Annotated in this window: 16 protein-coding genes; 6 read left to right on the top strand and 10 right to left on the bottom strand. The window is 74.5% G+C overall.

Annotated elements, in window-relative coordinates:
• Positions 1 to 15: 15 nt before the first annotated feature.
• Positions 16 to 3,531, bottom strand: a complete 3,516-nt coding sequence (locus tag BM076_RS03265; protein WP_093711812.1) for a phosphodiester glycosidase family protein — start codon at positions 3,529 to 3,531, stop codon at positions 16 to 18.
• Between the two features lie 299 nt (positions 3,532 to 3,830).
• Here BM076_RS03265 and BM076_RS03260 point away from each other — a divergent pair, with 299 nt between their 5' ends.
• Positions 3,831 to 4,574, top strand: a complete 744-nt coding sequence (locus BM076_RS03260; RefSeq protein WP_093711811.1) for an SCO2400 family protein — start codon at positions 3,831 to 3,833, stop codon at positions 4,572 to 4,574.
• 218 nt (positions 4,575 to 4,792) lie between these two features.
• Here the strand turns inward: BM076_RS03260 and BM076_RS03255 are convergent, their stop codons facing one another.
• Positions 4,793 to 5,935 (bottom strand): peptidoglycan recognition protein family protein, encoded by a 1,143-nt coding sequence (locus BM076_RS03255; RefSeq protein ID WP_093711810.1) that lies wholly within the window; start codon positions 5,933 to 5,935, stop codon positions 4,793 to 4,795.
• Between the two features lie 379 nt (positions 5,936 to 6,314).
• On the opposite strand from BM076_RS03255, the gene BM076_RS37240 reads away from it, so the two are divergent.
• Positions 6,315 to 9,164, top strand: a complete 2,850-nt coding sequence (locus BM076_RS37240) for a lamin tail domain-containing protein (protein WP_245795693.1) — start codon at positions 6,315 to 6,317, stop codon at positions 9,162 to 9,164.
• A 92-nt stretch (positions 9,165 to 9,256) separates the two neighbouring features.
• Positions 9,257 to 10,060: a HEAT repeat domain-containing protein gene (locus BM076_RS03240; protein WP_177246305.1), complete on the top strand. Its 804-nt coding sequence runs from the start codon at positions 9,257 to 9,259 to the stop codon at positions 10,058 to 10,060.
• Positions 10,061 to 10,400: 340 nt separating this feature from the next.
• Here BM076_RS03240 and BM076_RS03235 read toward each other — a convergent pair whose 3' ends face one another.
• A complete protein-coding gene (locus BM076_RS03235) occupies positions 10,401 to 11,297 on the bottom strand; it encodes an SDR family oxidoreductase (protein WP_093711809.1) in 897 nt (298 codons plus the stop codon).
• Between the two features lie 85 nt (positions 11,298 to 11,382).
• Positions 11,383 to 12,960 carry an MFS transporter gene (locus tag BM076_RS03230; protein ID WP_245795692.1) on the bottom strand — a complete coding sequence of 526 codons (1,578 nt, stop codon included), beginning with the start codon at positions 12,958 to 12,960 and terminating at the stop codon, positions 11,383 to 11,385.
• A gap of 75 nt (positions 12,961 to 13,035) precedes the next feature.
• On the opposite strand from BM076_RS03230, the gene BM076_RS03225 reads away from it, so the two are divergent.
• On the top strand, positions 13,036 to 13,974 hold the full coding sequence (locus BM076_RS03225) for a LysR family transcriptional regulator (protein ID WP_093711808.1): 939 nt from the start codon (positions 13,036 to 13,038) through the stop codon (positions 13,972 to 13,974).
• A gap of 9 nt (positions 13,975 to 13,983) precedes the next feature.
• Here the strand turns inward: BM076_RS03225 and BM076_RS03220 are convergent, their stop codons facing one another.
• From BM076_RS03220 to BM076_RS03210, 3 genes are all read right to left on the bottom strand, one after another.
• Positions 13,984 to 14,511, bottom strand: coding sequence for a molybdopterin-dependent oxidoreductase (locus BM076_RS03220; protein ID WP_245795691.1), 528 nt, complete (start codon positions 14,509 to 14,511; stop codon positions 13,984 to 13,986).
• Positions 14,512 to 14,672: 161 nt separating this feature from the next.
• Positions 14,673 to 15,137: a type II toxin-antitoxin system VapC family toxin gene (locus BM076_RS03215; RefSeq protein ID WP_093711807.1), complete on the bottom strand. Its 465-nt coding sequence runs from the start codon at positions 15,135 to 15,137 to the stop codon at positions 14,673 to 14,675.
• Positions 15,127 to 15,396 carry a type II toxin-antitoxin system Phd/YefM family antitoxin gene (locus BM076_RS03210; protein ID WP_093712200.1) on the bottom strand — a complete coding sequence of 90 codons (270 nt, stop codon included), beginning with the start codon at positions 15,394 to 15,396 and terminating at the stop codon, positions 15,127 to 15,129. The genes BM076_RS03215 and BM076_RS03210 overlap by 11 nt, the downstream gene beginning before the upstream one ends.
• A 254-nt stretch (positions 15,397 to 15,650) precedes the next feature.
• Between BM076_RS03210 and BM076_RS03205 the strand changes: the two genes are divergently transcribed.
• On the top strand, positions 15,651 to 16,388 hold the full coding sequence (locus tag BM076_RS03205; RefSeq protein WP_093711806.1) for a GNAT family N-acetyltransferase: 738 nt from the start codon (positions 15,651 to 15,653) through the stop codon (positions 16,386 to 16,388).
• Positions 16,385 to 17,272, top strand: a complete 888-nt coding sequence (locus BM076_RS03200) for a lysophospholipid acyltransferase family protein (RefSeq protein ID WP_093711805.1) — start codon at positions 16,385 to 16,387, stop codon at positions 17,270 to 17,272. Before BM076_RS03205 ends, BM076_RS03200 begins: the two co-directional genes overlap by 4 nt.
• Positions 17,273 to 17,357: 85 nt before the next feature.
• On the opposite strand, the gene BM076_RS03195 is transcribed toward BM076_RS03200, so the two are convergent.
• From BM076_RS03195 to BM076_RS37020, 3 genes are all read right to left on the bottom strand, one after another.
• The gene (locus BM076_RS03195; RefSeq protein ID WP_245795690.1) at positions 17,358 to 18,617 is read right to left on the bottom strand and encodes a hypothetical protein; all 1,260 of its coding nucleotides are present in this window, start codon (positions 18,615 to 18,617) and stop codon (positions 17,358 to 17,360) included.
• A gap of 198 nt (positions 18,618 to 18,815) precedes the next feature.
• Entirely contained in the window at positions 18,816 to 20,204 is a 1,389-nt protein-coding gene (locus BM076_RS03190) for a M1 family metallopeptidase (protein ID WP_407640621.1), read from the bottom strand.
• A gap of 212 nt (positions 20,205 to 20,416) precedes the next feature.
• Positions 20,417 to 24,532, bottom strand: coding sequence for a Pls/PosA family non-ribosomal peptide synthetase (locus BM076_RS37020; RefSeq protein ID WP_407640620.1), 4,116 nt, complete (start codon positions 24,530 to 24,532; stop codon positions 20,417 to 20,419).
• Between the last annotated feature and the right edge of the window lie 53 nt (positions 24,533 to 24,585).

The following is a 24,585-nucleotide window of genomic DNA, read 5'->3' as shown; positions in this document are numbered from 1 at the left end:
GAGGGAGCCGTACGGCTACGACGTCAGCGTGATCTCCGCCGACTTCGTCAGGCCGCCCGAGGTGACCGTCACTGTGACGGTGCCGCGGCGGACCGCGGTGAGGGTGGTGGTGGAGAGGTCGAGGACGGCGAGGGTGCGGCTCTTGCGGCCGGCGGTCTTCGCGTCGGCGGGGGAGGCGACGATCGCGAGGGACGGGTCGCCGGACCAGGTGACCGTGGCCGGGAAGCGCAGCGGGAAGCGGAGGCCGAATTCGCTGGTGATGCCGGTGGCGGCCAGGGTGGTGGCGGAGCCGACGGGGAGGTCGGCGGGGGCGGTCAGTTCGATGCCGTCGATCAGCGGGCGGCTCTCGGCCCGGAGCCAGTCGCGGGTCCGCGGGCTGGGCTCGCCGGCCCGGATGCGGGCCGGGCGCGGGTCGACGCCGACGTGCATCCAGCCGAAGAAGCCGCCCTGGTCGGGCGAGCTGTAGGGGGTCTTGCCGACGGCCGGGGTGGTGACGTCGAGTACGCCGTCGGCGCGGGTCACCGACGCGGTGTGCGCGTGGCCGGTGAAGAGGGCGACGGGCTTGCCCGAGGTCTCCCGGAAGTCGGCCAGCCACCGCTGGAGCAGGCCCGCTTCGAGCTTGTCGGACAGCTGCGAGGCGCCCGCGCCCGAGGGGTCCTGGAGCGGGTGGTGGAAGGAGACGACCACACCGGTCACCGACCTGTCGGTGGCGGCCTTCGCCAACTCCCGCTGGAGCAGCAGCACTTGGTCCCAGTCCGAGGTGCGCATGTCGCCGGTGTGCGAGTCGAGCAGCACGAAACGGGTGCCGTTGTGGTCGAAGACCTGCTTGTTGGGGCGGCCGGTGAGGGCGAGGAAATTGTCCAGGCCGCCGGTCGCGGACAGGCCCGCCTCGTGGTTGCCGGGCGTCCAGTACACCGGCAGGTCCGCCGGTACGTGGTCGTGCAGCAGGCCGTTGGCGAGCGCGAAGTCGTCGGGGGTGTTGTTGTCCACGAAGTCGCCGTTGATCAGCAGGAAGTCGGGGCCGCTCGCGACCGCCTGGCCGAGCGCGGTGACCGCCTGCCGCCCGGAGAAGGAGTCGAGCCCGGCCGCCGCGCTGATGTGCAGGTCGGACAGGACCGCGAAGGTCCACCGCTTGTCGGGCACCCCGCCCTGCTCGACGACGTACGGGTCAGGCTGCGGCGCCCGCGAGGTGTCCGGCTGCTGGCCGACCTGGGCGGCGAGGCCGTCGAGGTCGAGCCGCCCGGCGTTCTTGTTGGTCTGCGAGGTCTCCGCGAGGTAGACGCGCAGCAGGGTGAGCGGCTCCGAGTAGCCGGCGGGGATGTCGCCGACCACGCGCCGCCAGCCCGTCCAGTCCACAACGGTGGCGAAGGTGAACGGCACATTGGTGGTGCCCTGCGAGGAGATCATGGCGCGCAGCCAGTGGTTCCGGCCGTCGCCGTTGACCCACAGCGCGAGCCGCTTCGTACCGGTCGGCAGCGTCAGCGGACCGTCGCCCGCCACCGCGTACGCGGCCGACGTACTGGTCTGTCCTGTGAAGTCGTAGGTCAGGCGCAGGGCTTGGTTGCCGGCGGCGGCGCCGGGCCGGTCGGCGGCGGGCACGAAGGCGACGGACGCGGTGCCGCGCGCGGCCAGCGCCGTCCAGTTCTCGCCGGGCTCGAACTCGGCCAGTGACACGTCCGTCAGGCCCACGGTGACGGGGAGTCGGTTGCTCACGCCCTGCACGGTGGCGGTCAGCGCGGTGGCCTTGCCGCCCGCGCCCGCCGCGCCGGTGATCCGAAGGTTCCCGTCGTCGTCGGCCGCCACGTCGATCACGGCCTTGTCGTAGGCGAGGGTGACGTCGCGCGGCGCGACGGGCGCGCCGAAGCCGTCCGCGTCGTGTCCGACGAGGCCGACGGTCGCCGTCGCGCCCGGGTCGATGGTGACGGTCCGCTCGCTGAACTCCAGCCGGTGCAGGTCGCCGACGACCCGCATCGCGTGCTCGCCGCGCGCGTCGCCGGTCCTGGCGCGCAGCGTGCCCGCGCCGGGCTTCTTGGCACGGAAGACGCCGTCGGCGGCCTTGCCGAGCGAGCCGGGCGAGGTCGACCAGCGCACCGGGTGCTCCGCGTCGACCGGCACCGGCGCCCACGTCTCGTCGTAACCGGCGGCGTCGATGTCCACGGTGAGGCCGGGCACGACACGGTCGGCGCGCGGGCGCACGTCCAGGCCGCGCAGCCGCCCCGAGCCCTTGCGGTTCGCGAACAGGCCCACGGCGTTGGGCACCGGCCGCTCGTTGCCGTCCGAGGGCGTGTTGATCACCCCGGCGCCCGTGTCGCCGGGGGTGCGGGCGACGATCTCGGTGGAGCCGCCGCCGTCGAGCATGAACGCCTCGGTGGCGCCCAGCCGGACCAGCAGCTTCGCGGTGTCGTCGAAGCTCAGCCCGGCGGAGAAGTTCGCGGAACCGTCGATCGCGACCAGCAGCAGCCGGTGGCCGCCGTCCGTCCAGGCGATGGCCGTACGCGGCTTGGGCGCGTCATTGCCGGTGCTCGGCGGGAAGTCGACGGCCGTGCCGCCGCGCACCAGCACCTCACCGCTGCCCAGCGCCGTACGCAGCGCGACCGGCGCGTCCGTCCGCGGCGCGAAGTCGACGGTGACGGCGTCGCCGGGCTTGGCGGCGGCCAGTTGAGCGGCGGCGGCGCCGCGGCCGAGCACGATCAGACCGCCCACCGGCACGGCGGTGTCGGTGAGTTGGCCGTTGACGGCGGTGATCTTCCCGTCCGCGACGACGAGTTCGGTGTACGGGCCCGGGTCCTGGATCAGCGTGCGGTGCCCGCCGCCCCACAGCGGGGTGTACGCGGCGACGCCGTCGGCGGGCACCGAGGGGGAGTTGAGGGCGGCGAGCGGGCGCTGTACGCCCGCGACGGTGACCGTGCCGGTCAGTACGAGGTCGGCGAGGCGGGCGACGCGGTCCGCGCCGATCGCGGCGACAGTGGCGTGCGCGCTGGTGCCCTTGCGGAGCCTGCCGTCCTGGATCTCCGGGCCCTCGGCCGCGTAGGTCTCGGTGATGTCGAAGTAGTCGCCGTTGACGGCGGCCACCGCGTGCACGCCGTTCGCCGCCTGCGCCAGCGGGCGCGGGTCGCTGACGGTGTCCGCGATCAGCTCCACGCCCACCGAGGAGTCGCCGAGGTCGGCGTTGAGGACGTGCACCCGGGTCCATCCGGTGCGGCCGAAGGTGTCGAACGACGTGAGGACGATGCCCGGGGCGACCGGGTGGTCGGTGCGGTCCGCCACGAGGGATTCGCCGGGGACCGTCAACTGATAACGCGGCGGTCTGAATTCGCCGGTTTCCTGGGCCGTCGCGGGCGCGAATGCCGGGGTGTTCCCGGCTCCTTCCGGGCCGGCCGGTCCCGCCGCTTCCGCGCTCGCGGTGCCCGCGGTGGCGGTGATTCCGGCGGCGACCGCGCCGACGATGAGGCCGCGCCGCGTTATGCCGGGGGCGGCCCCGTACCGGTCGCTGTTCCGATCGCTCTTCTGATCCCTCTTCTCATTCTCCATGGGCCGTCACGCTATTGGCTTTTGCCGACGCCGGGATGAACGAAAAGGTGAGAGCGGACATCGAATGCCGGGTGCCGGGTCGTGTTGTCCCGCAATTGTCCCGGAATGCGCGGCGTTTTCATCGGGGTGGGCCGGAATGCGCCGGGTCGGGCGGGGAACGTCCGCCTTGGGGCGGGGCGTCCGTTTTCCGTGCGCGCGGGGCCGGTGAGGCTTTTCAAAAACCACACACGTTGCTTGCAGTCCCTGCCGTTGCGGCTGTTACTTTCAGGGCTGCCTCACAGGAAGCGGGACGACCGCTCATGGACTACTGCTACACGTGCCGACGCACCCTCAACGGGGCGCTGGTGTGCCCGGGTTGCGGTGCCTACGCGCCGGACATCGCGCCGCCGCCGATACCCGAGGCGGCGTTCCCCGCGGCTCCTGAGCCCGAGCCCTTCGCGGCGGACGAGCCGGTCGAGGCGGCGCTCGCGCCGCGGCTCGCCGGCGGACGGGCCGCGCGGCGGCGGCAGATGGAGCGGTGGCGGAAGAACCGGCGGCGGGCCGGGGTCGCCACCGCGGTGGCGCTCTTCGGCGGCGGCGTGACCGTCGCCTCCATGCAGCACGGGTCGTCCTCCGGACGGGGCACGACGGCGTCGGCCTCGCACGACACGGTGACGCTGACCACGGACAAGGCCGCGCCTGCCGCTCCGGCTTCCTCGGTGCCTGCTTCTTCCGGGCGGCACGCGGCGCCCTCTTCCCACCACCAGGGTGTGCCCGCGCCGACGGCGACGCATCCGGTCACCACCGATGCCGGGGCCGCTCCGCTCGGGGGCAACTCCCCGGCGGCGCAGACCACTTCGCAGCCCGCGCCCAGCGCCTCGACGGCGCCCTCTCACCAAACGGTGAGTGATTCGGCTCCTGTCACCAGCTCGCCCGTGACCACGACCACCACTCCGCCGCCCGCCGCCACCACGGCCCCGGCCACTCCGCCGCCGGCCAGCACCTCGCCCTCCACCCCGCCCGACCAGCAGGGCCTCTGCATCCTGGTCCTCTGCCTCAACTGAGGCTCCTCCTGCGGAGTGCGGTGCTCTTAGGGGCGCGGGGAACTGCGCGCTCAGCCGCAGCGCGCCTTCAGACAGAAGACCGCCCCCAGCGGGGCAGACGCTGTTTGTTCTGCGACCACCGGCCCGGTGGGGTCCCCCAACCTTCGGCCGGGGGTGCCCCCAGCCGCGCAGTTCCCCGCGCCCCTATCGGGGCATCCTTCTCCGCCGGAGGCGTGCCCTCAGCAGTGAGCCGTGAACGCCTCACGGACCGAGCCACCGACTACAGCACACCACGTGCTGTGGTCGACTTTGCCGTTGGGCCGCAGGCCGTGGAGGCGCTGCATGGCCTGCACGGCCTTCATCGTGCCGTGGTCGTACTCCCCGGTGACGGCGACGGTGTCGGCGTATCCCTTCTGGACGAGCATCGTCTGGAGCGCCTGGACGGGCAGTCCCTCCGCGTCCTTGCCCAGGTCGGGCACGAGCGCTTCCCAGGTGGCGAGGTCGAAGGTGGCGTCGGCGGTGACGGGGATGCCGTGGGCGGTCTGGAAGTCGGCGACGACGGTGTTCATGTCGGTGCCGAAGACGCCGTCGGGCGTGAGGTCGTAGCCGGCGTTGTTGAGCAGGTACTGGGCGACACCGACGACCGGGCTGTCGACGAAGCGCCAGATGTCGGGCCAGCGCCGCGCGGGGATGTCCCGCTTGGGGGTGCGCAGTTGGTTCAGCACGCGCGCCCTGATCATCGGGAACTCGGCGTAGAAGGCGACGCCGGGACACTCGGTGCCCAGCCGGAAGTCCCAGTGCCCGAAGATGTCCCACGCCTTGAGGTCGAACTGCGTGCAGACGGCCGTACAGAGCTTGACCAGCGAGTCGACCAGCGCGTGCGGCGGCGTCTCGGTGATGTACGTGCCCTCGTTCTCGATGCCGATCGCGTTGCCGTTCTCACCGGGGCAGTGCGCGGCGACGACCTGGTGCTCGCCGGCGTCCAGGGTCTCCAGGCTGCGGTGCCGGCCCTCCATGACGTAGCCGCCGCGGCTGACGGTGAAGTGCTGGCCGGTGTCCGCCCAGCCGTTGGTGTCCATGTGCAGGTCCTGGCAGTCCTTCGCCAGCTGGATCGCGTGGTCGCGCGAGTAGTCCGTGACGTTGGGGAACGCCATGTGGTGCAGGATGATCTTGTTGGTGGTGTTGCCCGTGATCTGCACGGGGCTGGACGGCGGCCTGGCGCCCCAGGTGTCGCAGTCGATGATCCACGGGAATTGCGCGGACGGCGCGGCCTCCGCCGCCCCGGGAAAGGCCAGTTCGGTCCCGACGACGGCGGCGACCGCTCCGCCCAGACCGACTTTGAACAGGGTGCGGCGGTCGACCTCGTGCTCATGTATGGCCAATGCATGCTCCGAACGGGAACGTGGCAGTCTCGGCTGACTGCCGTGCCCCCGGAGACTATTCAGGACGCTCTTCCGAGGCCAGATTATTTTCTGGATCGTGATGCGAATTCCCGCGGAAGTTCCGGCCGCCGGCCGCCGGTACGGCCCGGATGCGGCCCGCGTACGTCCACCGGTACGGCCCCGGTGCCGCCTCGGGTACGGCCGCGCCCGGTGGGGCGGCTGGGGCGCCGCGGCCCGCCCGTACCAGCTCGGCGGGCCTCTGATCAGCGACAACTCACCCGCCGTTCGCCCGGAGTTCGCACATCCTTCGCCGGGCTGCCGGAAGCTTCGCGAGGCTTACCGCCCGTTTCCGCCACGTCGACCGAAGAGGACATCGGCCTTGCACAAGAGATGGCGTGCGTCAATCACCCTGATCACCGCGGTCCTGACCGCTATTCCGTTCTTCGCCGCCGCCTCGACCGCGACCGCGGCGGATCCGGTACCGACAACCGTGAAAATCAATGAGGTCGAGTCCAGTGGCGGAACGCCCGGCGACTGGGTCGAGCTGGCCAATACCGGGGCGAACCCCGTGGATGTGTCCGGCTGGATCGTCAAGGACAATGACGATTCCCATGTCTTCACGATCGCCACTGGTTCAACCATTGGCGCGAACGGTTTTCTCGCGCTCGACGTCGACCCCGTCTTCGGGCTCGGCGGCGCGGATTCCGCGCGCCTCTATCTGCCCGACGGCACGACGCTCGTGGATTCGTACAGCTGGTCCGCGCACGCGGCCACCACATATGGCCGCTGCCCCGACGGAACCGGTGAATTCGTCACCACGACCGCACCGACGAAGGGCGCCGCGAACAACTGCGGCGGCGCCGCCTCGACGGTGAAAATCAATGAGGTCGAGTCCAATGGCGGAACGCCCGGCGACTGGGTCGAACTGACCAACACCGGTGGTGTCGCGGCCGACATATCCGGCTGGATCGTCAAGGACAACGACGATTCGCATGTGTTCACCGTCGCCGCAGGTACGACCATTGGCGCCGGCGGTTTCCTGGCGCTCGACGTGGACCCGGTCTTCGGGCTCGGCGGCGCCGATTCCGCGCGGCTGTTCCTGCCCGACGGCACGACGCTCGTGGACTCCTACAGCTGGACCGCGCACGCGGCGACCACGTACGGCCGCTGCCCCGACGGCACCGGTGACTTCACCACGACGACCGCCTCCACCAAGGGCGCGGCCAACGCGTGCGCGGGCCAGGTGACGGCGGCGCCGTGGCCCGGCGGCACCCAGGTGCGCACCCTGGACGACGCCGGCACCTTCGGTACCAATCTCAGTGGTCTGGCGTACGAGGCGTCCGGCGGCGCGACGCCCGGCGTGCTGTGGGCCGTGCGGAACGGCCCCGGCACCCTCTACCGGCTGGAGTGGAACGGCACCGGCTGGGTGCCCGACACCGCCGACGGCTGGGGCGCGGGCAAGGCCCTGCACTACCCCGACGGCAGCGGCGACCCCGACTCCGAGGGCGTGACGCTGACGGCGGCGGGGCCGTCCGGCGGCGTCTTCGTCTCCACCGAGCGGAACAACGACGACAGCGGTGTCAGCCGCCCCGAGGTGCTGCGCTTCGACCCGTCCGCGTCGGGCAGTTCGCTGGCCGCGACCGGCGAGTGGGATCTCACCGCCGATCTGCCGGTGGTCGGCGCCAACTCCGGTCTGGAGGGGATTACTTGGATCCCCGACTCCTACCTGACCGCGCACGGCTTCCGCGACGAGCACACGGGCGCCGCGTACGACCCGGCCGCCTACCCCGGCCACGGCGACGGCCTGTTCTTCGTCGGCCTGGAGGCGGGCGGCACCGTCTTCGCGTACGCGCTGGACCAGTCCGGCGGCGGTTACACCCGCGTCGCGACGATCGCCAGCGGCTTCACCGGGGTGATGGACCTCGAATTCGAGCCGGGCACCGGCCACTTGTGGGCGGCGTGCGACGACACGTGCGACGGCCGTACGGCCACGCTCGACATCGGCGCCGACGGGAAGTTCGCCGTCAGCGACGTCTACGAGCGGCCCGCCGGGATGCCCAACCTCAACAACGAAGGCTTCGCGCTCGCCCCGCAGTCCGAGTGCGTCGCAGGCCGGAAGCCGGTCTTCTGGTCCGACGACAACGACGACGACGGGCACGCGCTGCGCGGCGGCACCGTCGACTGCACCGCGCCCGTCCTCGACGCGGACGGCGACGGCATCAATGACGACGTCGACGTCCGGGCGGCCGACCCGGCCAACGGCACCTTCTCCGACGCGGCCCTCGGCGGCAGCACCTCCGGCCGCGTCCTCGACCGCGGCGGACGCGCCCTGACCGTCTCCGACGCCCACGACCCGGCCGGCGTCCTGGTCGCCTCCGGCGCGGGCACCTTCCCGGCCGTCCTCCAACTCGCGGGCTCCAGCGCGAGTCTGACGCTCGGTCAGGGCTCGTACGAGGTCACCGGCGCCGGCCGTACCACCACGCTGCGCGTCGCCGACGGCGAACCGGCCGTCGTCGCCGCGACCGTGAACGGCACCCCGGTCACCCTGACCGTCGGCCGCGGCGGCTCCGTCACGTACACCGAGGTCCCCGGCAGCGGCGGAAAGCTCGCGGGCCTGACCGCGATCTCGCACACCGGCGACGTCACCGTGCACGCCAACGGCCTCGCCCCCACGGCCTGTTCGGGCATCGACATCCAGAACGTCATCGTCGCCGGCACCGGCAACGACACCATCACCGGCACCCCCGCCAACGACCTCATCCTCGGCCGCGGCGGCAACGACACCGTCACCGGCAACGGCGGCAGCGACTGCGTCATCACCGCGAGCGGCAACGACCGCATCACCACCACCGGCGACGGCACCACCTGGATCGACGCGGGCGGCGGCAACAACACCGTGACGACCGGCTCCGGCACCAACACCGTCACCACCGCCTACGGCAACGACCGCATCACCACGGGCGACGGCAACGACACCATCGACGCGGGCGGCGGCAACAACACGGTCACGGCGGGCGCCGGCACCAACACCGTCACCACCGGCGACGGCAACGACACCATCGACGCGGGCGGCGGCAACAACACCGTCTCCACGGGCGCCGGCGCCGACACGATCACCACCGCCTACGGCAACGACACCCTCGACTGCGGCCCCGGCACCGACACCGCCCACCCGGGCGGCGGCAACAACACCAACACGGGCGCCCGCTGCGAGACCTTCACCGGCTGACCCCGACCACTCCCCGACGGCCGGGCGGCCCGACGACCACCCCGTCGTCCCGCCCGGCCGTCGGCCGCGGCGCCGCCGTACGATGCCTCGCCATGGCGATGTTCGTGCACCTCACCTCCGCCGCGAACGCGGCGCGGATCCGGCGGTCCGGGATACGGGCGGGGAGTCGTGGGCAGGGCGGGGTGCGGGGGGTGTACTGCTTTCCCGTGCTGCCGTCGTACGCGCTGACGCATCAGTGGGTGCGGGAGCTGGCGCGGTTCGGGAGCCGGGGCGGGCTGGTGGCGGTGCATGTGCGGCTGGACGACCGGCAGGAGGTGCTGGTCGGGCGGTACGGGGACCGGGCCGGGGGCGGGCAGGCCGCGGTGAGTGCGGCCGAGGCGGTGCGGCGGGTCCGGGAGGTGGCGGATCCGCGCGGGTGGGAGGTGTTCGTGCCGCGGGCGATCGGGCCGCGGGAGGTGCACCGGGTGCGCGGGGTGCCGCAGGTGGCCGGGTGGCGGTACGCGCCCGGCGCGCACGGGACGCGGCCCTGTACGTGCTTCGGCTGCCGGGACCGCGGCGGTTACGGTGCGCGGCGGCTGCGCGAGCGGCTGCCGCACCCGTCGGACGGTCCGCCGCCGCCCGCACGGGTGCTGCTCGACCGGATCGCGGCGGCCGGTGACCCCGGGGACCCGGTGGCGCTGCGCGCGGCCCTGTACTGGTTCGGCATGCGGCGGCGCGGCCCGCTCGACCGGCTGGCCGTCCTCGCGGACCACCCCGATCCCGGGGTGCGCGAGGACCTGGTGTGGGCGGTGGCCCCCTGGACCACGCCGGGCGTCGCAGATCTGCTCGACCGGCTGGCGGCCGACCCGGACCCGGACGTACGGGAAGCGGTCGCGGCGGTCCGCGACCAGGAATGACGAAGGTCAGGGCGCCACGAAGAGGGCCGGGAAGCGTGCCGCGAGCCAGGGGCGGCGGCCCCGGGCGGTGATGTGGCCGCAGGCCAGGGCGGCGGCCGTCGTACGGCGGGGGCGGGGGACGCTCATGACCGGCACCCTGGCCGAGCCGGTCCGGTCTGTCCAGGGCGCGGGTGCCCCTTCGGGAGGGGCACCCGCGGTGGTCGGGTGAGCGGCCGGTCCGGTACGTAGGCGTCCGCACCGACGGTCCGGTGCGCCCGCGTCATCGGTTCGGTGCGCGCGCGTCATCGGGGTGCGGGCCGTGCCCGGCCGCGTCACCGCCGCGTACGGCCTCAGCCGCGCGTCACCGGTAGTACGCGCCGGACGCGAGGTCCTCCGTCAGGGTCGGGCCCTGCGGGGTCCAGCCGGTGAGGGCGCGGGTCGCGTCGGACGCGGCGGCCATGTCGGTGGCGAAGAAGCGGTGCAGCCAGCCGAAGTGGGCCGGGGCCTCGTCGGCGGGGACGGAGACGACGGGCAGGCCGAGGCCGGCGCCGATCGCCTCGGCGATGGCGCGGGTGGGGATGCCGGACTCGGCGGCGGCGTGCAGCACGGTGCCGCCCGGCACGCCCTTGTCGAGGGCGAGTCGGACGAGGCGGCCGGCGTCCTCGCGGTGCACGGCGGCCCAGCGGTGGGCGCCGTCGCCGATGTAGCCGGAGACGCCCTTGGCGCGGGCGGTGGCGACCAGGCCCGCCATGAAGCCGGTGTCGCCGGCGCCGTGCGTGGTGGGCGCGAAGCGGGTGATGACGGTGCCGACGCCGCGCCCGGCGTACTCCAGCGCGAGATTCTCGCTGCCGCCGCGCATGGTGTCCGGGCCGTGGAAGGGCGACCGGTCCTGCTCGGTGGCGAGTTCGCCGGGGGTGAGGAAGGCGAGTCCTGCGGCGACGACGAACGGCCGCCCGGAGCCCGCCAGTTCCTCGCCGATCGCCTCGACGGCGCCGCGCTCGGCCTTGTTGGTGGCGGCCGGGTCGGCGAAGTCGTGCTTGTTGGCGAGGTGGACGACGGCGTCGGCCCCGGCGGCGCCCGCCCGCAGCCCCGCAAGGTCGTCCAGGTCGCCGCGCCGTACGCCCGCGCCCTTGGCGGTGAGCGCGGCGGCGGAGGCGTCGGACCGGGCGAGCCCGGTGACCTCGTGCCCGGCGGCGAGGAGGTGGTCGACGGTGGCGGAGCCGATCCATCCGGTGGCTCCGGTGACGAATACGCGCATGGCTGTTCTTCCTTCGTGTGCGGACTTCGTGTGCGGACTTCATGTGCGAAAGGGGTGAGTGAGTGCGAGAAGCGCTGACGGAACGTCAGGAGGCGGCGGTCCGCCCGGAGATCAGGGACTGGAGGACGACGAGCGCGCCGAGGACGAGCACGGCCGCGCCGATCACCCGCAGCCCGCTGTCCGCGCCGGAGACGAAGGCGGTGACGATGTCGTGCCTGCGCCCTGGCCCGGCGGTGGCCAGCGCCTGCGCCACGGTGTGCGGGTGGCCGTGCCCGTGCCCGTGGCCGGGTCCGTGCCCGTCGCGGATGTCGGCGGGCAGCGCCGACACGAAGCGTGCCGTGAGTACGGTGCCGATCACGGCGACGCCCAGCGCGCTGCCGAACTCCCGTGTGGTGGCCTGGAGTCCGGCCCCGACCCCGGCCTGCGCCGGGGGCAGCGAGCCCGAGATGGCACCGGAGAGCGTCGGCAGCGCGAGCGTCACCCCGATCCCGGTGACGACCAGCCAGCCCGCGTAACCGGTGTACGCCGTACCGGAGTTCACCGTGGACAGGCCGAGCAGGCCGCCGCCGACGAAGGCGAAGGCGAGCGCCAGGGTGGCGTCGAGGCCGATCCGCCGGGCCAGCGGTGCGACCCGCTGGGCGCCGAGGATGATCGGGACGGTCAGCGGGATGATCCCGAGACCGGTCCGCAGCACGCCGAAGCCCTTGCCGTACTGGAGGAAGGACGCGTTGACGTAGAACAGCGCGAACATCCCGAAGAAGACGGCCGTCATGCCGAGGCAGGCGCTGCGCAGGGCGGGCACGCGGAACAGTCGCGGGTCGAGCAGCGGGTGCTCGGCGCGCAGTTCGACCAGCGTCCAGGCGGTGAACAGCGCGGCGGACCCGGCGAATCCGCCGATCACCAGGGCGCTGCCCCAGCCCGCCTCCGGGCCCTGGACGATGCCGACGAGCAGGGCGATACAGGCGCCGACGAGCAGCAGCGCGCCGAGCGGGTCGAGCCGCCGGTCGTGCCGCGCCGAGACGGGCGCGACGCGCGCCACGAACGCGGCGAGCAGCAGCGCGATCGGCACGGCGGCCAGGAACAGCCAGCGCCAGGAGCCGCCGGACAGCACCGCGCCGCCGCCGACATTGCCGATGACGCCGCCGATGCCGGTCATGGCCGCCCAGGCCGCGATCGAGCGGCCGCGCCGCTCGGCGGGCACCGCGTGCAGCAGTACCGCGAGGGTGTTGGGCAGGACGGCGGCGGCGCCGACCCCGGTGACGGCGCGGCCGGCCAGCAGCAGCGGCACGTTCGGCGCGGCGGCCGACAGCGCGGTGCCCGCGGCGAAGAGCAGCAGCCCGGACAGCAGGACGCCCTTGCGGCCGAAGCGGTCGCCCGCCGCGCCGCCGGGGATCACCAGGCACGCGAAGAAGATCACGTACGTGTCGACGATCCAGACGAGCGCGGACGCCGACGGGTGCAGGGCGCCGGCCGCGAGCATCGGCACGGCGAGATTGATGGCGGCGACCGTCCCGACGACGAGGACGACGCACGCGTACATCGCGGCGGGCAGCGCGCGGTGGTGCGGCGCGGGAGCCGGTACGGGAGCCGGGGCCGGAGTCGGTACGGGAGCCGAGGCCGGTATGGCCTTCGCGGAGCCGTGGGGCAGGACGTTGCGTTCCATGTCCTCGACGGTAGGAAGGACCGGGCCTGTCGTGCCACGCAACTTTGACAAGGCAGCCTTGCGTACGATGCAACCATGACGGAACCCGTCCCGCAGCCCGTGCCAGCGCCGCCGCCCGCGCCCGAGCACATGGACCTCAACCTCCTCCGCGTCTTCGACGCCCTGCTCCAGGACGGCAGCGTCACCGGCGCCGCCGAACGCCTGCACCTGTCGATCCCGGCGACCAGCCGGGCGCTGGGCCGGCTGCGACGGGCGATGGGCGACCCCGTTCTCGTCCGGGCCGGGCGCGGCATGGCGCCGACGCCCTTCGCGCTGCGCACCGCGCCCCGGGTGCGGTCGCTGCTGGACGAGGCGGCGGCGCTGATCAGCGCGGACCGCGCGGTCGCGCCCGCCGACCTGAACCGCACCTTCACCATCCGGATCAACGACGGTGTCGCCGCGACACTGGCGACCGCGGCGGTCGAGGCGACGGCCGCGGTCGCGCCCGGCGTGGTGCTGCGCTTCGTCGCCGAGGGCAACGAGAGCGTGGAGGCGCTGCGCGACGGCTCGCTCGACCTCGACATCGGCGTCGGGGACAGCGCGGCGCCCGACATCCGTACGGCGGTCCTCTACCGCGAGCAGATCGTCGGCGTCGCCCGCGCGGACGGGCCCCTCGGCCGGGCGCGCCCCACCCTCGCCGAACTCTGCCGCCACCCGCACGTCTCGGCCTCCCGCCGGGGCCGGGCGCGCGGGCCGCTGGACGACGCCCTGGCGGCCGCGGGCCTGCACCGTACGGTCGCCGCCGTCGTCCCCACCTTCGCCGTCGCCGTGCTGCTGGTCGCCTCCAGCGACTACGTCGGCCTCGTCCCCCGGCGCCTGGCCGAGCGGCACGGCGCCGCGCTCGGCCTGCGCTGGTTCCCGATCCCGGCGGACCTGCCGGACATGGACGTACGGCTCCAGTGGCACGCCCGCCTGGACGCGGACCCGGCGCAGCGCTGGCTGCGCGACACGATCAAGGCGGCGCTCGACGGGTAGGGCGCCGGTTCAGGGCGTCGGCGGATACGGGGCCGCGCCGATCCAGACGCTGGTGATCGCGCTGACATAGCGCGCCCCGCACCGGTCGGAGGGCACCACGAGCTGGCTGCCCTCGGCGTCCAGCGGCCGGCCGTCCATGGCCGCGGCCAGCAGGACGGGCGCGTCGCCGAAGTCGGCGTCGATCTCGGCCCAGGACAGCACGGTGTGGTGCCCGTCCCCGCCGCGCACGGCGAGCAGGAAGCGCGAACGGTCCTTGCGGCGCGCCGGGTCGAAGGCCGGTTCCGCGTCGAGCACCACCTGCCGCAGCAGTGGCCCCTCGAAGGTGTGGCGGCGCGGACCGCTCGTGGCGCAGTCGAAGACGACCCAGGCGCGGCGCTGCTCCCAGCCCTCGCGCAGCCGCGCGACGCTCAGCGTCATGGGCCGGCGCAGCTCGCCGTGCAGGACGAGGCCCGCGGCCGCACGGTCCTCGGCCGCGGGGCGCGCGGTCGCGAGGTCTGCGGTGCTGAGGTGTGCGGTACGGGATGCGAGGTCACTCATCGGCTGCCCCCTGCCCTGGCCCGGCCCTTGGCGCGTGCCCTCAAGTGATGCCCGCCGGGCGCCCGACGGAACCTCAGAAGCGAGGGAAAGCGCCGGATTTCCTGGCATCTGCGACCGAGCGGCCCGTCGGCCCACACCCGCGTCACCGCGCCGCGGCCCGCCTACCGGTCGTGGAGGACGACCGGGCGGGTGACCGGAACGACAGTGAGGAGACCGTCGAGGCCGTGGTAATCGTCGGGATTGGTGGTGAAGAGCGGGAGCTCGGCGGAGACGGCGATGGCGGCGATCATCAGGTCCGCGACGCGGCGGCGCGGTTTGCGGCCCACGCCGACGACGGCGGCGCAGACCCGGCCGTACGCGCGAGCGGCTTCGGCGTCGAAGGGGAGGGGGTCGAACTCGTTCTCGGCGCGCTGCAGGATGTCCAGTCGGCGCGCCCGCTCGGCGTGCTCGTCGTAGTCGTCCTGCTCCTCGTTGCGGCGCACTTCATGCGGCCCCGCGGACAGTTCGGCCAGGGTGACGGCGCTGATCGCGACTTCCGCGGGCAACTCCGCGGGCTCGATCCAGCGGCGCAGGATCACGATGTTGGTGTCGAGCAGGCCCTGCGCGTACGCGTTGTCAGCGGGCATACGGATCGCCCGTCTCCTGCTCGGCCGTGACGTCCTGGTCGGCGCGGAAGGCGTCGAGGGAGACCCCCGACGCGCTGCGGGAAAGGGCCGCGAATTCGGAGCGGGGGACGAAGCGTCGGCGGCCCCGCAGGGGGACCAGCTCTCCGATCCGGTGTCCGTCGCGGGTGACGGTGAAGGACTGGCCGTTCTGGACCGCGTCCATGATCTCTTTGGAGCGGTTGCGCAGATCGCGCTGGGTGATCTCCGGCTGTGCACTCATGGTGCCCATGCTACGGGCCTGCGGCACGAGGTGCCACCAGGTGCTACGCCTCCCCTCGGCGTCCCGCCCGTTCCCGCTGCGGCCCGCGTGACGTGCGGGAAGGGTGGGGGTTGGGGCGGCGAGGGACCTTGTGGGGTTCATCGGGTGGACATCGGGAGGTCGGCGGGCCGGCACCGGTGGCGGGCATCAATGGGCGCGGGTCCGGGCGGGCCCGTCCGGCCATGCCGTCCCCGGCACAGGGAAATGAGATTGACATGACCACGCCACTTTCTGTTCGTTCGTACGTCACCTCCATCGCCTCGACGCCCGAGGAGGTCAGGGCCGCCCAGCGGCTGCGCCACCGCGTCTTCGCCGAGGAGAAGGGCGCCGTGCTGCACACGCCGCTCGCGGGGCACGACATCGACGAGTTCGACGCGTACGTCGACCACCTGATCGTCACCGAGCGGACGACCGGCGAGGTGGTGGGCACGTACCGGCTGCTGCCGCCCGGGCGGTCGCGACGGCTGTACTCGGACGGGGAGTTCGACCTGACGGCGCTGGACGGGCTGCGCGGGAATCTGGTGGAGACCGGCCGGGCGTGCGTGCACCCCGACCACCGCGACGGCACCGTCATCAATCTCATGTGGTCCGGACTCGCCCGCTACGTCCTGCTGTCCGGGCACCGCTACCTCGCGGGTTGCGCCTCCGTCCCGCTGGACGACGGTGGCCAGAACGCGGCGAACGCCATGCTGCTCGGCGCCACCACGTACGCCTGCCCGCCGGCGCTCACCGTCCGGCCCCGCGAACCCTGGGTGCCCGCACGGGAGTTGACCGGCCGGGCCGCGCCCGCCTCGCTGCCGCCGCTGCTGCGCGGCTATCTGCGGGTCGGCGCCTGGATGTGCGGGGCGCCCGCGCACGACCGGGACTTCGGCGACGCCGACTTCTTCGTCCTGCTCGACCTGGAGCGGATGAACGACCGCTACCGGCGCTACTACCTGGGCGAGGAGGGGTGAACGGCGGCCCCTGGGCGGCGTATTCGCCCTGCTCGGACGAGTGCGTCGCCGGTACGGGTACGGGTACGGGAGCCGGTACGGGTGCGGGGGTCGGCCGGGTCGCGGCCGTACGGCGGTACGCGGCCTTCGCCGCGACGCTGGCCGGTGCGGCGGCGGCCGGCCGCCGTCTCGCGGACGGCGCCGAACTCCGGCGCACCGCCGCGCGGTTGGTCGCCGACCTCGGCGTCGGCGTCGTCCGGGCCGGTGCGCCGACGCTCACCGTGCCCGGGGGCGCCCAAGGCGTCGGCACCCTCGTCGTCGCCAATCACATCTCCTGGCTGGACGCCCTCGCGCTGCTCGCCGTCGAGCCGGTGACGCTGCTCGCCAAGCGGGAGGTCGGCCACTGGCCGGTGGTTGGCGGGCTCGTACGGCGCGCGGGCACCCGCTTCATCGACCGCGACAGCGTCCGTCAACTGCCCGGCACCGTACGGGAATTGGCGGATCTGCTGCGATCGGGGGAGTCGGTGATCGTCTTCCCCGAGGGCACCACCTGGTGCTCGGTGCCGGGCGGGCCCTTCCGCCGGGCCACCTTCCAGGCGGCGCTGGACGCGGGCGCCCCCGTCCGCCCGGTCACCCTCTCCTACGCCCGCCGGGGCGTGCCCACCCCGCTGCCCGCCTTCGTCGGCGAGGGCACCTTCCTGGCGTCCTTCCACCGGGTCGCCGCCGCCCGCGGCCTGACCGTACGGATCACCGCGCACCCGGCGCTCGACCCCGCGGGCCACGACCGCAGGTCACTTGCGGCACTGGCGCACGCGGCCGTGACGGGTGCGGCCGTGACGGGCGCGGCGGAACGGGGTCCCGCGACGGCTCACGGCGCGCACCGCGTCAGCCCCTCCGGGCCGTAGCAGGGCAGCGGAAGGTCGTCCGCGGACATACGCAGGCCCCCGTCGGCCGCCAACTCACGTGCGGCCAACGGGGGCTGAGGGTGCGTCAGCGCGTGGCGCGGCGGCGCAGGGCGGCGGCGCCGACGGCCGCGGCACCCGCCAGGAAGAGCACGCCGGCTCCCGCGGCGAGCTTCGAGGCGCCGCTGCTCCCGGTGCTGGCGAGCTGACCGGTGTCGGCGGAAGGGGGCGCGGTGGGGGCGGCGCCCGAGGTGGTGCCGGTGGTGGTGCCGGAACCGGTCGTGACAGTGCTGGTCGCGGTCGTGGTCGGCGTGGCCGTCGGGGAGGTCGAACCGCCCCCGGTGACCGCGGCCTTGACGGTGATCGTCGACTGCGGGCCGCAGGAGGTCGTCCCGCTGAGCGGCCGGCCGGGGGCCGCGTTCACCAGGACGCAGTCGCCGACCGTGGTCTTCGTGCCGCCCGCGCTCTTCGGGTAGGACAGCCGTACGTCGGTGACCGCGGTGGTGTGCGCGCCCATCGAGGCGTCCTTGCCGTCCAGCGTGAAGACGGACACTCCCGGCTCGTCCGCCTCACTGCCCGGCGTGAGCCGCGTCCAGCCGGCGCCCGCGTGGCGCGTCTCCACGACGGCGCCGGCGGCGGTGACCAGGACGTGCGAGACATTGGTGTACGCCGAGGCCGTCGGATTGGCCGCCCTGGCCTCGAAGGTGACGCCGGGGCCGCCCGCGGTCACCGAGGAGGGCACGCCCGACAGCGAGGCGGACAGGCCGTCCACCGCGATCGTGTGGTCGTCCGTCGCGGCGGCCACCCCGCCCGCCGACCGGCCGACGGCCGTGCGCACCTTCAGCGCCTGCGTACCGCCGTTGCTGTCACCGTTGTGCGGCGTGCCCATCGGCAGGCCGATCCGCAGGCGCACCGTACGGGAGGCGCCCGGCTCCAGCGTGAAGCCGCCGGGCAGCGTCCCGGCGAAGACGCCGTGCCCGTACTCCAGCGGCACCGGCCGCCAACTGCCGTCGTCCGCGCGGTACTCCAGGCTCGCGGCGTTCGACGGCAGTCCGACGCCGCCGTCCAGCGTGAAGCGCAGCGTCAGTTCGTCGGTGGTCGTGGTGCCGGTGTTGGTCACGGTGTCTGCGTACTCCACCGGCTGCCCCGCCAGCCCGATCTCCGCGGGCGCGGGCGCCGACAGCGTCACGGCGAGCGGACCCGGACCGCTGTCCGCGAGCGCCGCCGGCGCGAGGCCGAACCCCCCGGCGGCCAGCAGCACCCCCAGCGCCCCGGCCGCCGCCCTCCTGCCCGCCGACCGCCGTCGCGCCCCGTTCCGCGTGCCGCCGCGCGTCAACTCTTCCCCCATGATGCGGTTCCCCCTGTGTCACGTCCCCGGCGCGGTGGTCACCCGCGCCCGCTGCCGAGAAGCGGTCCGCGCTTCTCACCAGGCTTGACCGGCGATCCGGGCCCCGGGTTGTCCCTCACACGCCCGCTGTTCCACGCCTGTGACAGACGGGTCCGTTCCGGGACACAAGCCGCTGTTTCCGGGGGCGACGGCGTACGGCTACGCGCCGTCGGCGGCGTCCAGGGGTGGGAGGGCCGCGCTGTGGACCCAGGTGTCGAAGACCGGGGCGAGGGGGCGGGGGGTGAAGCGGGCGGCGTGGGCGGCGAGGGCGGCGGTGGTGACGACGCCGTTGCGGTGGACGGCGGTCCAGGACTTGAGCATGCGGAAGAAGGGGCCGTCGCCGAGGGCGCGGCGCAGGGCGTGGACGGCGAGGCCGCCGCGCTGGTAGAGGCGGTCGTCGAACATCAGGCGGCGGCCGGGGTCGCCGAGGACGAGATTCTGCGGGAGCCGGGAGAGCAGGGAGTGCGCGGTGGCGGCGTGCGCGGCGGCGAGCGGGCCGCCGGTGTGCTCCGACCACAGCCACTCGGCGTATTTGGCGAAGCCCTCGTTGAGCCAGATGTGCCGCCAGTCGGCGATGGAGAGGCTGTTGCCGAACCACTGGTGGGCCAGCTCGTGCGCGACCAGCCGTTCCGAATGGCGGCGGCCCCCGAGGTGGTTGGCGCCGAAGGTCGCCATGCCCTGCGCCTCGACGGGCACGTCCAGTTCCTCGTCGGCGACGACGACGGCGTATTCACCGAAGGGGTAGGGCCCGAAGACGTCCTCGAAGAAGTCCATCATCCGCGTCTGCCGCCCGAAGTCGACGGCGAAGTCGTCTCGCAGCCGGGCCGGCACCCAGCCGGTCTGCGGCACCGGGCGGCGCGGTGCGAACGCCGAGCCGCCGCCCGCCAGCCGCACCGCCTCGTAGCGGCCGATCGAGACGGTGACGAGATACGTGGAGGTCGGCGCGGCCTGCTCGTACACCCAGGTGGTGCTGCTCGCGCGGGTCGTCCGGGACAGCAGCTTGCCGCCGACGACCACGGTGTACGGGGAGGGCGTCGTCACCGAGACCTGGTACGACGCCTTGTCCGCCGGGCGGTCGTTGCAGGGGAACCAGGACGGCGCCCCGACCGGCTGGCTCGCCACCAGCGCCCCGTCGGTCAGCTCCTCCCAACCGAGGCCGCCCCACTGGCTCTTCACCGGCCGCGGATTGCCCGTGTAGTGCACCTCGACGGTGAAGGCCGCGCCCGCCTCCACCGTTTTCGCGGGCCGCACCCGCAGCTTGCCCGCGCGGTGCGCGTAATGCGCGGGGCGGCCGTCGACCACCACCCGCTGGAGCCTGAAGTCGGCCAGGTCCAGGGCGAATTCGCGCAGCGGGGCCGGACCCGCGACCGCGCTCAGCCGTGCCGTGCCGCGCAGCCGGTTCGCCGACGGGCGGTAGTCCAGGGCCAGTTCGTAACGGTGGACGCCGTAACGGACGTCGCCGTGCGCCGGGAAGTACGGGTCCGCCGCCGGCGCCGCCGCTCGCTTGTGCCCCAAACCGTCCCCGCTCCCTTCGCTCCCGCCGGCCACCTGTCCCGCGACCGGTCCGGCGGCCTGTCCCGCGGTCCGCCCCGCGGCCTCCTCGCGGCCGTCGCGCTGCACCGTACCGGCTCCGGAACCGCTGGTCACCCGGGCTCCGGAGCCGCCCACCGTACGCGCACCCGGCCCGCCCGCCGGGCCCGGGCCCGTACCGTCCGCCGGATTCCGTACCCCTTCCCCGCCGGAGGCACCCGAGACGCGCGTCATGACGCCGGGGCCGCCGGGTCCGCCGGGTTCCCGGGGCTCGCCGGCCTCGGGTCCGCCCACGCCTCGGCCGGGTTGCCGAGCCAGCGCGTGTCGGCGGGGATGGACTCGGCGGCCATGACGAGCGAGGCCGGACCGAGGGTGCTGCGGGCGCCGACGGTGCTGCCCGGCAGGACGATGCCGCCCGGCCCGAGCGTCGCGCCCGCGCCCAGCGTCACCGTGTCCATCCGCATGATGCGGTCGTGGAAGAGGTGCGTCTGGAGGACGCAGCCCCGGTTGACGGTCGCGCCGTCCGCGAGCGTGACGAGGTCGGCCTCGGGCAGCCAGTAGCTCTCGCACCACACCCCGCGCCCGATGCGGGCGCCGAGGCCGCGCAGCCACGCGTTCATCACGGCCGTGCCCGGCACCGCGCCGACCAGCCACGGCACGGCGAGCACCTCCACGAAGGTGTCGGCCAGTTCGTTGCGCCAGACGAAGCCGCTCCACAGCGGCCGTTCGACCGCGCGGAAGCGCCCGACGAGCAGCCACTTCGCCGCGATCGAGACCAGCGCCGCGCCGCCGCCCGCGGCGAGCAGCACAGGACCGGCCAGCAGGGTCGTCGCGAGCGGGCCCGAGGACTCGGTCAGCCACGCCAGCACCGCGAGCACCAGCACCGCGAGCGCCGCCGAGGCGAGCACCGGCACCAGCCGGCAGACCTCGACCAGGCCGCGCGCCCACACCAGCCGGGCGGGCGGCTCGTACGTCAGGCTCTGGTCGGCGGCGTCGGCCGTACGCGGCAGCCGGACCGGCGGCATGCCCAGGTAGGAGCGGCCCTCCTTGGCCTTCTTCGGCGTCGCCGACAGCACCCCGACCAGGCCGCGGTCCGGGACGGCGCGCCCGGGCGCCGTCATCCCCGAATTGCCGAGGAAGGCGCGCTCGCCGATCTCGGCGGCGCCGATCCGCAGCCAGCCGCCGCCGAGCTGGTACGGGGCGACGAGCACGTCGTCGGCGAGGAAGGCGCCGTCGCCGACGGTGGTGAGGCTGGGCATGGCCAGCACCGTGGACACCTCGGCCCCGGCCCCGACCTTCATGCCGAGCGCGCGCAGCCACACCGGGGTGATCAGCCCCGCGTACAGCGGGAAGAGCTTGTCGCGGGCGGCGTCCATGAGTTGGATGACCGTCCAGGACTGCCAGCCGGTCCTGCTGTGCAGCGGGTGCCAGCCGGGCCGCAGGCCGAGGCTGAGCAGCCGGACGGCGGCCAGCAGCAGCGCCGCGTAGGCCAGACCGAAGGAGAGGGTGGCGGGCACCAGCGCGATCAGCGCGCCGCGCAGGGCGGCGCCGAGGCCGCCGCCGGCCGGGATCAGCGCGTACGCCACGGCCAGCGCCGCGAGCGCGGCGACCGCCGGCAGCAGCGTGACACCGAGGCCGCTCGCGCCGTACGCCGCCGCCCAGCGGGCCCGGCGGGCGGGCCGCTGCTTGGGCCAGCGGCGCTCGGCGCGGCCGGTCTTCACGGCGGGCGCGCCCGCCCAGCGCTGCCCGGTCGGCACCTGCCCGGTGACGCTGGACCCGGCGACGATCTGGGCGCGCTTGCCGATCCGGGCGCCCGGGAGCAGGGTGCTGCGGGTGCCGACGACGGCGCCCGAGCCGACCTTGACCTGGCCGATCTCCAGCCGGTCGCCGTCGAGCCAGTAGCCGCACAGGTCGACCTCGGCCTCGACGGCGCAGCCCCGGCCGAGCTTGAGCAGGCCGGTGACCGGCGGCAGCGAGTGCAGGTCCACGTCCGGGCCGATCCGGGCGCCGAGCGCGCGCCCGTACCGGATCAGCCATGTGCCGGACAGGCCGGTCGCGCCGGTGACCTCCGAGAGCCGTTCGGCCGCCCACAGCCGCAGGTGGACATGGCCGCCGCGCGGATGGCTGCCCGGACGCACGCCGCGCAGCAGCAGCCGCGCCCCGCCCGCGGCCAGCGCGAGGCGTCCCGGCGGGGTGAACAGGACGAGGGCGAGTCCGCCGACCAGCCACCAGGACGCGGTCGGCGCCCACGGGTAGTGCCCGGTGCGGGCCAGCAGATTGCCGAGCGCCAGCAGGCCCGTCGTCCAGCGCAGGCCGACCAGCGCGTACAGCGGCAGCAGCGCGAGCAACTGGACGGCCTGGGCGCGTACCGGCACCGGCGCGATCGCGCGCGCGGCCCGCTCGGTGCGGACCGTACGGTCGAGCGTCCGGGCCAGCTTGCGGACGGTGGGCGCCTGGTAGATGTCGACGACCGCGACGGACGGGAAACGGGTGCGCAGCAGCGTCGTGAGCTGCGCGGCGGCCAGGCTGCCGCCGCCGATCGCGAAGAAGTCGTCGCGCGGCCCGGTGACGGGCACGCCCAGCACCTCGGTCCACTGCTCGGCGACCCACGCCTCGGTGCCGCTCATGGGCTCCGCGCCCTCCTCGGGCACGGGCGCCGCCGACTCCGGCAGCGGCCACGGCAGGGCGGCCCTGTCCACCTTGCCCGACGTCCGGGTCGGCAGCGTCTCGACGACGGCGAGGAGCGGTACGAGCGCGGCGGGCAGTTTCGCGGTCAGCGCCGCGACGGCGGCGGCCCGGTCCCAGGCGGGGGCGGGGGCGATGTCGGTGGCGGGCGGCTGCTCGGGGTCCCGGGCGGGCCGCGGGTCGGTCGCGCCCGGCGCGGCGCTGCCCGCGTCGGGCACGGTGTCCGGGTGTCCGGCTGCCGCGCTGGCCTGCGCGTCGGTCGTGCCCGGAACGACTTCCGTGGCCTCGGCGTCTTCGGCGCCCTGGGCGCCCTGGGTGCCGTCCGCCAGGACGACGTAGCCGACCAGGAGCTGATTGCCGCGGCGCGTCGTACGGACGGCGGCCGCGGCGCCCGCGACGCCGGGGAGGGCCTGGAGCGCCGCGTCGACCTCGCCGAGTTCGATACGGCGCCCGCCGAGCTTGATCTGTTCGTCGGCGCGGCCGAGGAAGAGCAGGCCCTCGGGCTCGGCCCGGACGAGGTCGCCGCTGCGGTAGGCGCGGCGCCAGCCCAGGGATTCCAGCGGCGCGTACTTCTCCGCGTCCTTCTCGGCGTCCAGGTAGCGGGCCAGGCCCGCGCCGCCGATGATCAGCTCGCCGCTGCCGCCCATCGGGACGGGCTCGCCCGCCTCGTCCACGACGGCCAGCTCCCAGCCGTCCAGCGGCAGCCCGATCCGTACGGGACCGTCGCCGGTCAGCGGCGCGGCGCAGGCGACGACGGTGGCCTCGGTCGGGCCGTAGGTGTTCCAGACCTCGCGGCCCTCAGTGACCAGGCGTTCCACCAGCTCGGGCGGGCACGCCTCGCCGCCGAAGATCAGCAGCCGCACCTCGTTGAGGGCGTCGGCGGGCCACAGCGCGGCGAGCGTCGGCACCGTGGAGACCACGGTGATCTCCTGCTCGGCCAGCCACGGGCCCAGGTCGCTGCCGCCGCGCACCTGCGAGCGCGGCACCGGCACCAGGCAGGCGCCGCCGCGCCACGCCAGCCACATCTCCTCGCAGGACGCGTCGAAGGCCACCGACAGGCTCGCCATCACGCGGTCGCCCGGCCCGATCGGCTCCTCCTGGAGGAACAGCGCGGCCTCGGCGTCCACGAACGCCGCCGCGTTGCGGTGCGTCACGGCCACGCCCTTGGGGCGGCCGGTGGAGCCGGAGGTGAAGATGATCCAGGCGTCGTCGTCGGGTGCGGGGCGCCGGTTCGCCGCCGCCGTACCGGCCCGGGCCGCGGTGATCGTCCGGTCCGCGCCCAGCACGGCCGCGACCTCCGCCTCCCCGAACACCAGCTCCGCGCGCTCGTCGGGGTCCTCGGCGTCCACCGGTACGTACGCGGCGCCCGCCGCCAGCACCGCGAGGATGCTCACGTAGAGGTCGTTGGTGCCGGACGGCACGCGGACGCCGACGCGGTCGCCGGGCCCGATGCCGGCCGCGGCCAGCGAGCGGCGCAGCGTCTCGACCTCGGCGGCCAGCGCGCGGTACGTCAGCGCGGTGCGGCCGTCGTCCAGCGCGGGTTCGTGCGGGTGCGCGAGGACGGTGGCGTCGAGGACGTCGAGGAGGGTGCGGGGCGGGGCGGCGGCGCGGCCGGGGAAGTGGGCGCGCGGGGCGGCGTCCTTCACCATGGTGTCGCTCATGACGGCGTCGGCCGTGGCCTCGGTCACCGCCGCGTCGAGCACGACGAGGCCGT

It is taken from the genome of Actinacidiphila alni, from assembly GCF_900112845.1.
Taxonomy (GTDB): Bacteria; Actinomycetota; Actinomycetes; order Streptomycetales; family Streptomycetaceae; genus Actinacidiphila; species Actinacidiphila alni.
Note: the sequence above shows the minus strand (reverse complement) of the source record. Positions and strands in the feature narration are given on the sequence as shown.

Coding starts and splice junctions, on each gene's coding strand:
- BM076_RS03195 (WP_245795690.1), bottom strand. CDS start 18,617: ATGGGGGAAGAGTTGACGCGCGGCGGCACGCGGAACGGGGCGCGACGG.
- BM076_RS03220 (WP_245795691.1), bottom strand. CDS start 14,511: ATGAGTGACCTCGCATCCCGTACCGCACACCTCAGCACCGCAGACCTC.
- BM076_RS37020 (WP_407640620.1), bottom strand. CDS start 24,532: ATGAGCGACACCATGGTGAAGGACGCCGCCCCGCGCGCCCACTTCCCC.
- BM076_RS03265 (WP_093711812.1), bottom strand. CDS start 3,531: ATGGAGAATGAGAAGAGGGATCAGAAGAGCGATCGGAACAGCGACCGG.
- BM076_RS03260 (WP_093711811.1), top strand. CDS start 3,831: ATGGACTACTGCTACACGTGCCGACGCACCCTCAACGGGGCGCTGGTG.
- BM076_RS03210 (WP_093712200.1), bottom strand. CDS start 15,396: ATGAGTGCACAGCCGGAGATCACCCAGCGCGATCTGCGCAACCGCTCC.
- BM076_RS03205 (WP_093711806.1), top strand. CDS start 15,651: ATGACCACGCCACTTTCTGTTCGTTCGTACGTCACCTCCATCGCCTCG.
- BM076_RS03230 (WP_245795692.1), bottom strand. CDS start 12,960: ATGGAACGCAACGTCCTGCCCCACGGCTCCGCGAAGGCCATACCGGCC.
- BM076_RS03235 (WP_093711809.1), bottom strand. CDS start 11,297: ATGCGCGTATTCGTCACCGGAGCCACCGGATGGATCGGCTCCGCCACC.
- BM076_RS03240 (WP_177246305.1), top strand. CDS start 9,257: ATGGCGATGTTCGTGCACCTCACCTCCGCCGCGAACGCGGCGCGGATC.
- BM076_RS03215 (WP_093711807.1), bottom strand. CDS start 15,137: ATGCCCGCTGACAACGCGTACGCGCAGGGCCTGCTCGACACCAACATC.
- BM076_RS03225 (WP_093711808.1), top strand. CDS start 13,036: ATGACGGAACCCGTCCCGCAGCCCGTGCCAGCGCCGCCGCCCGCGCCC.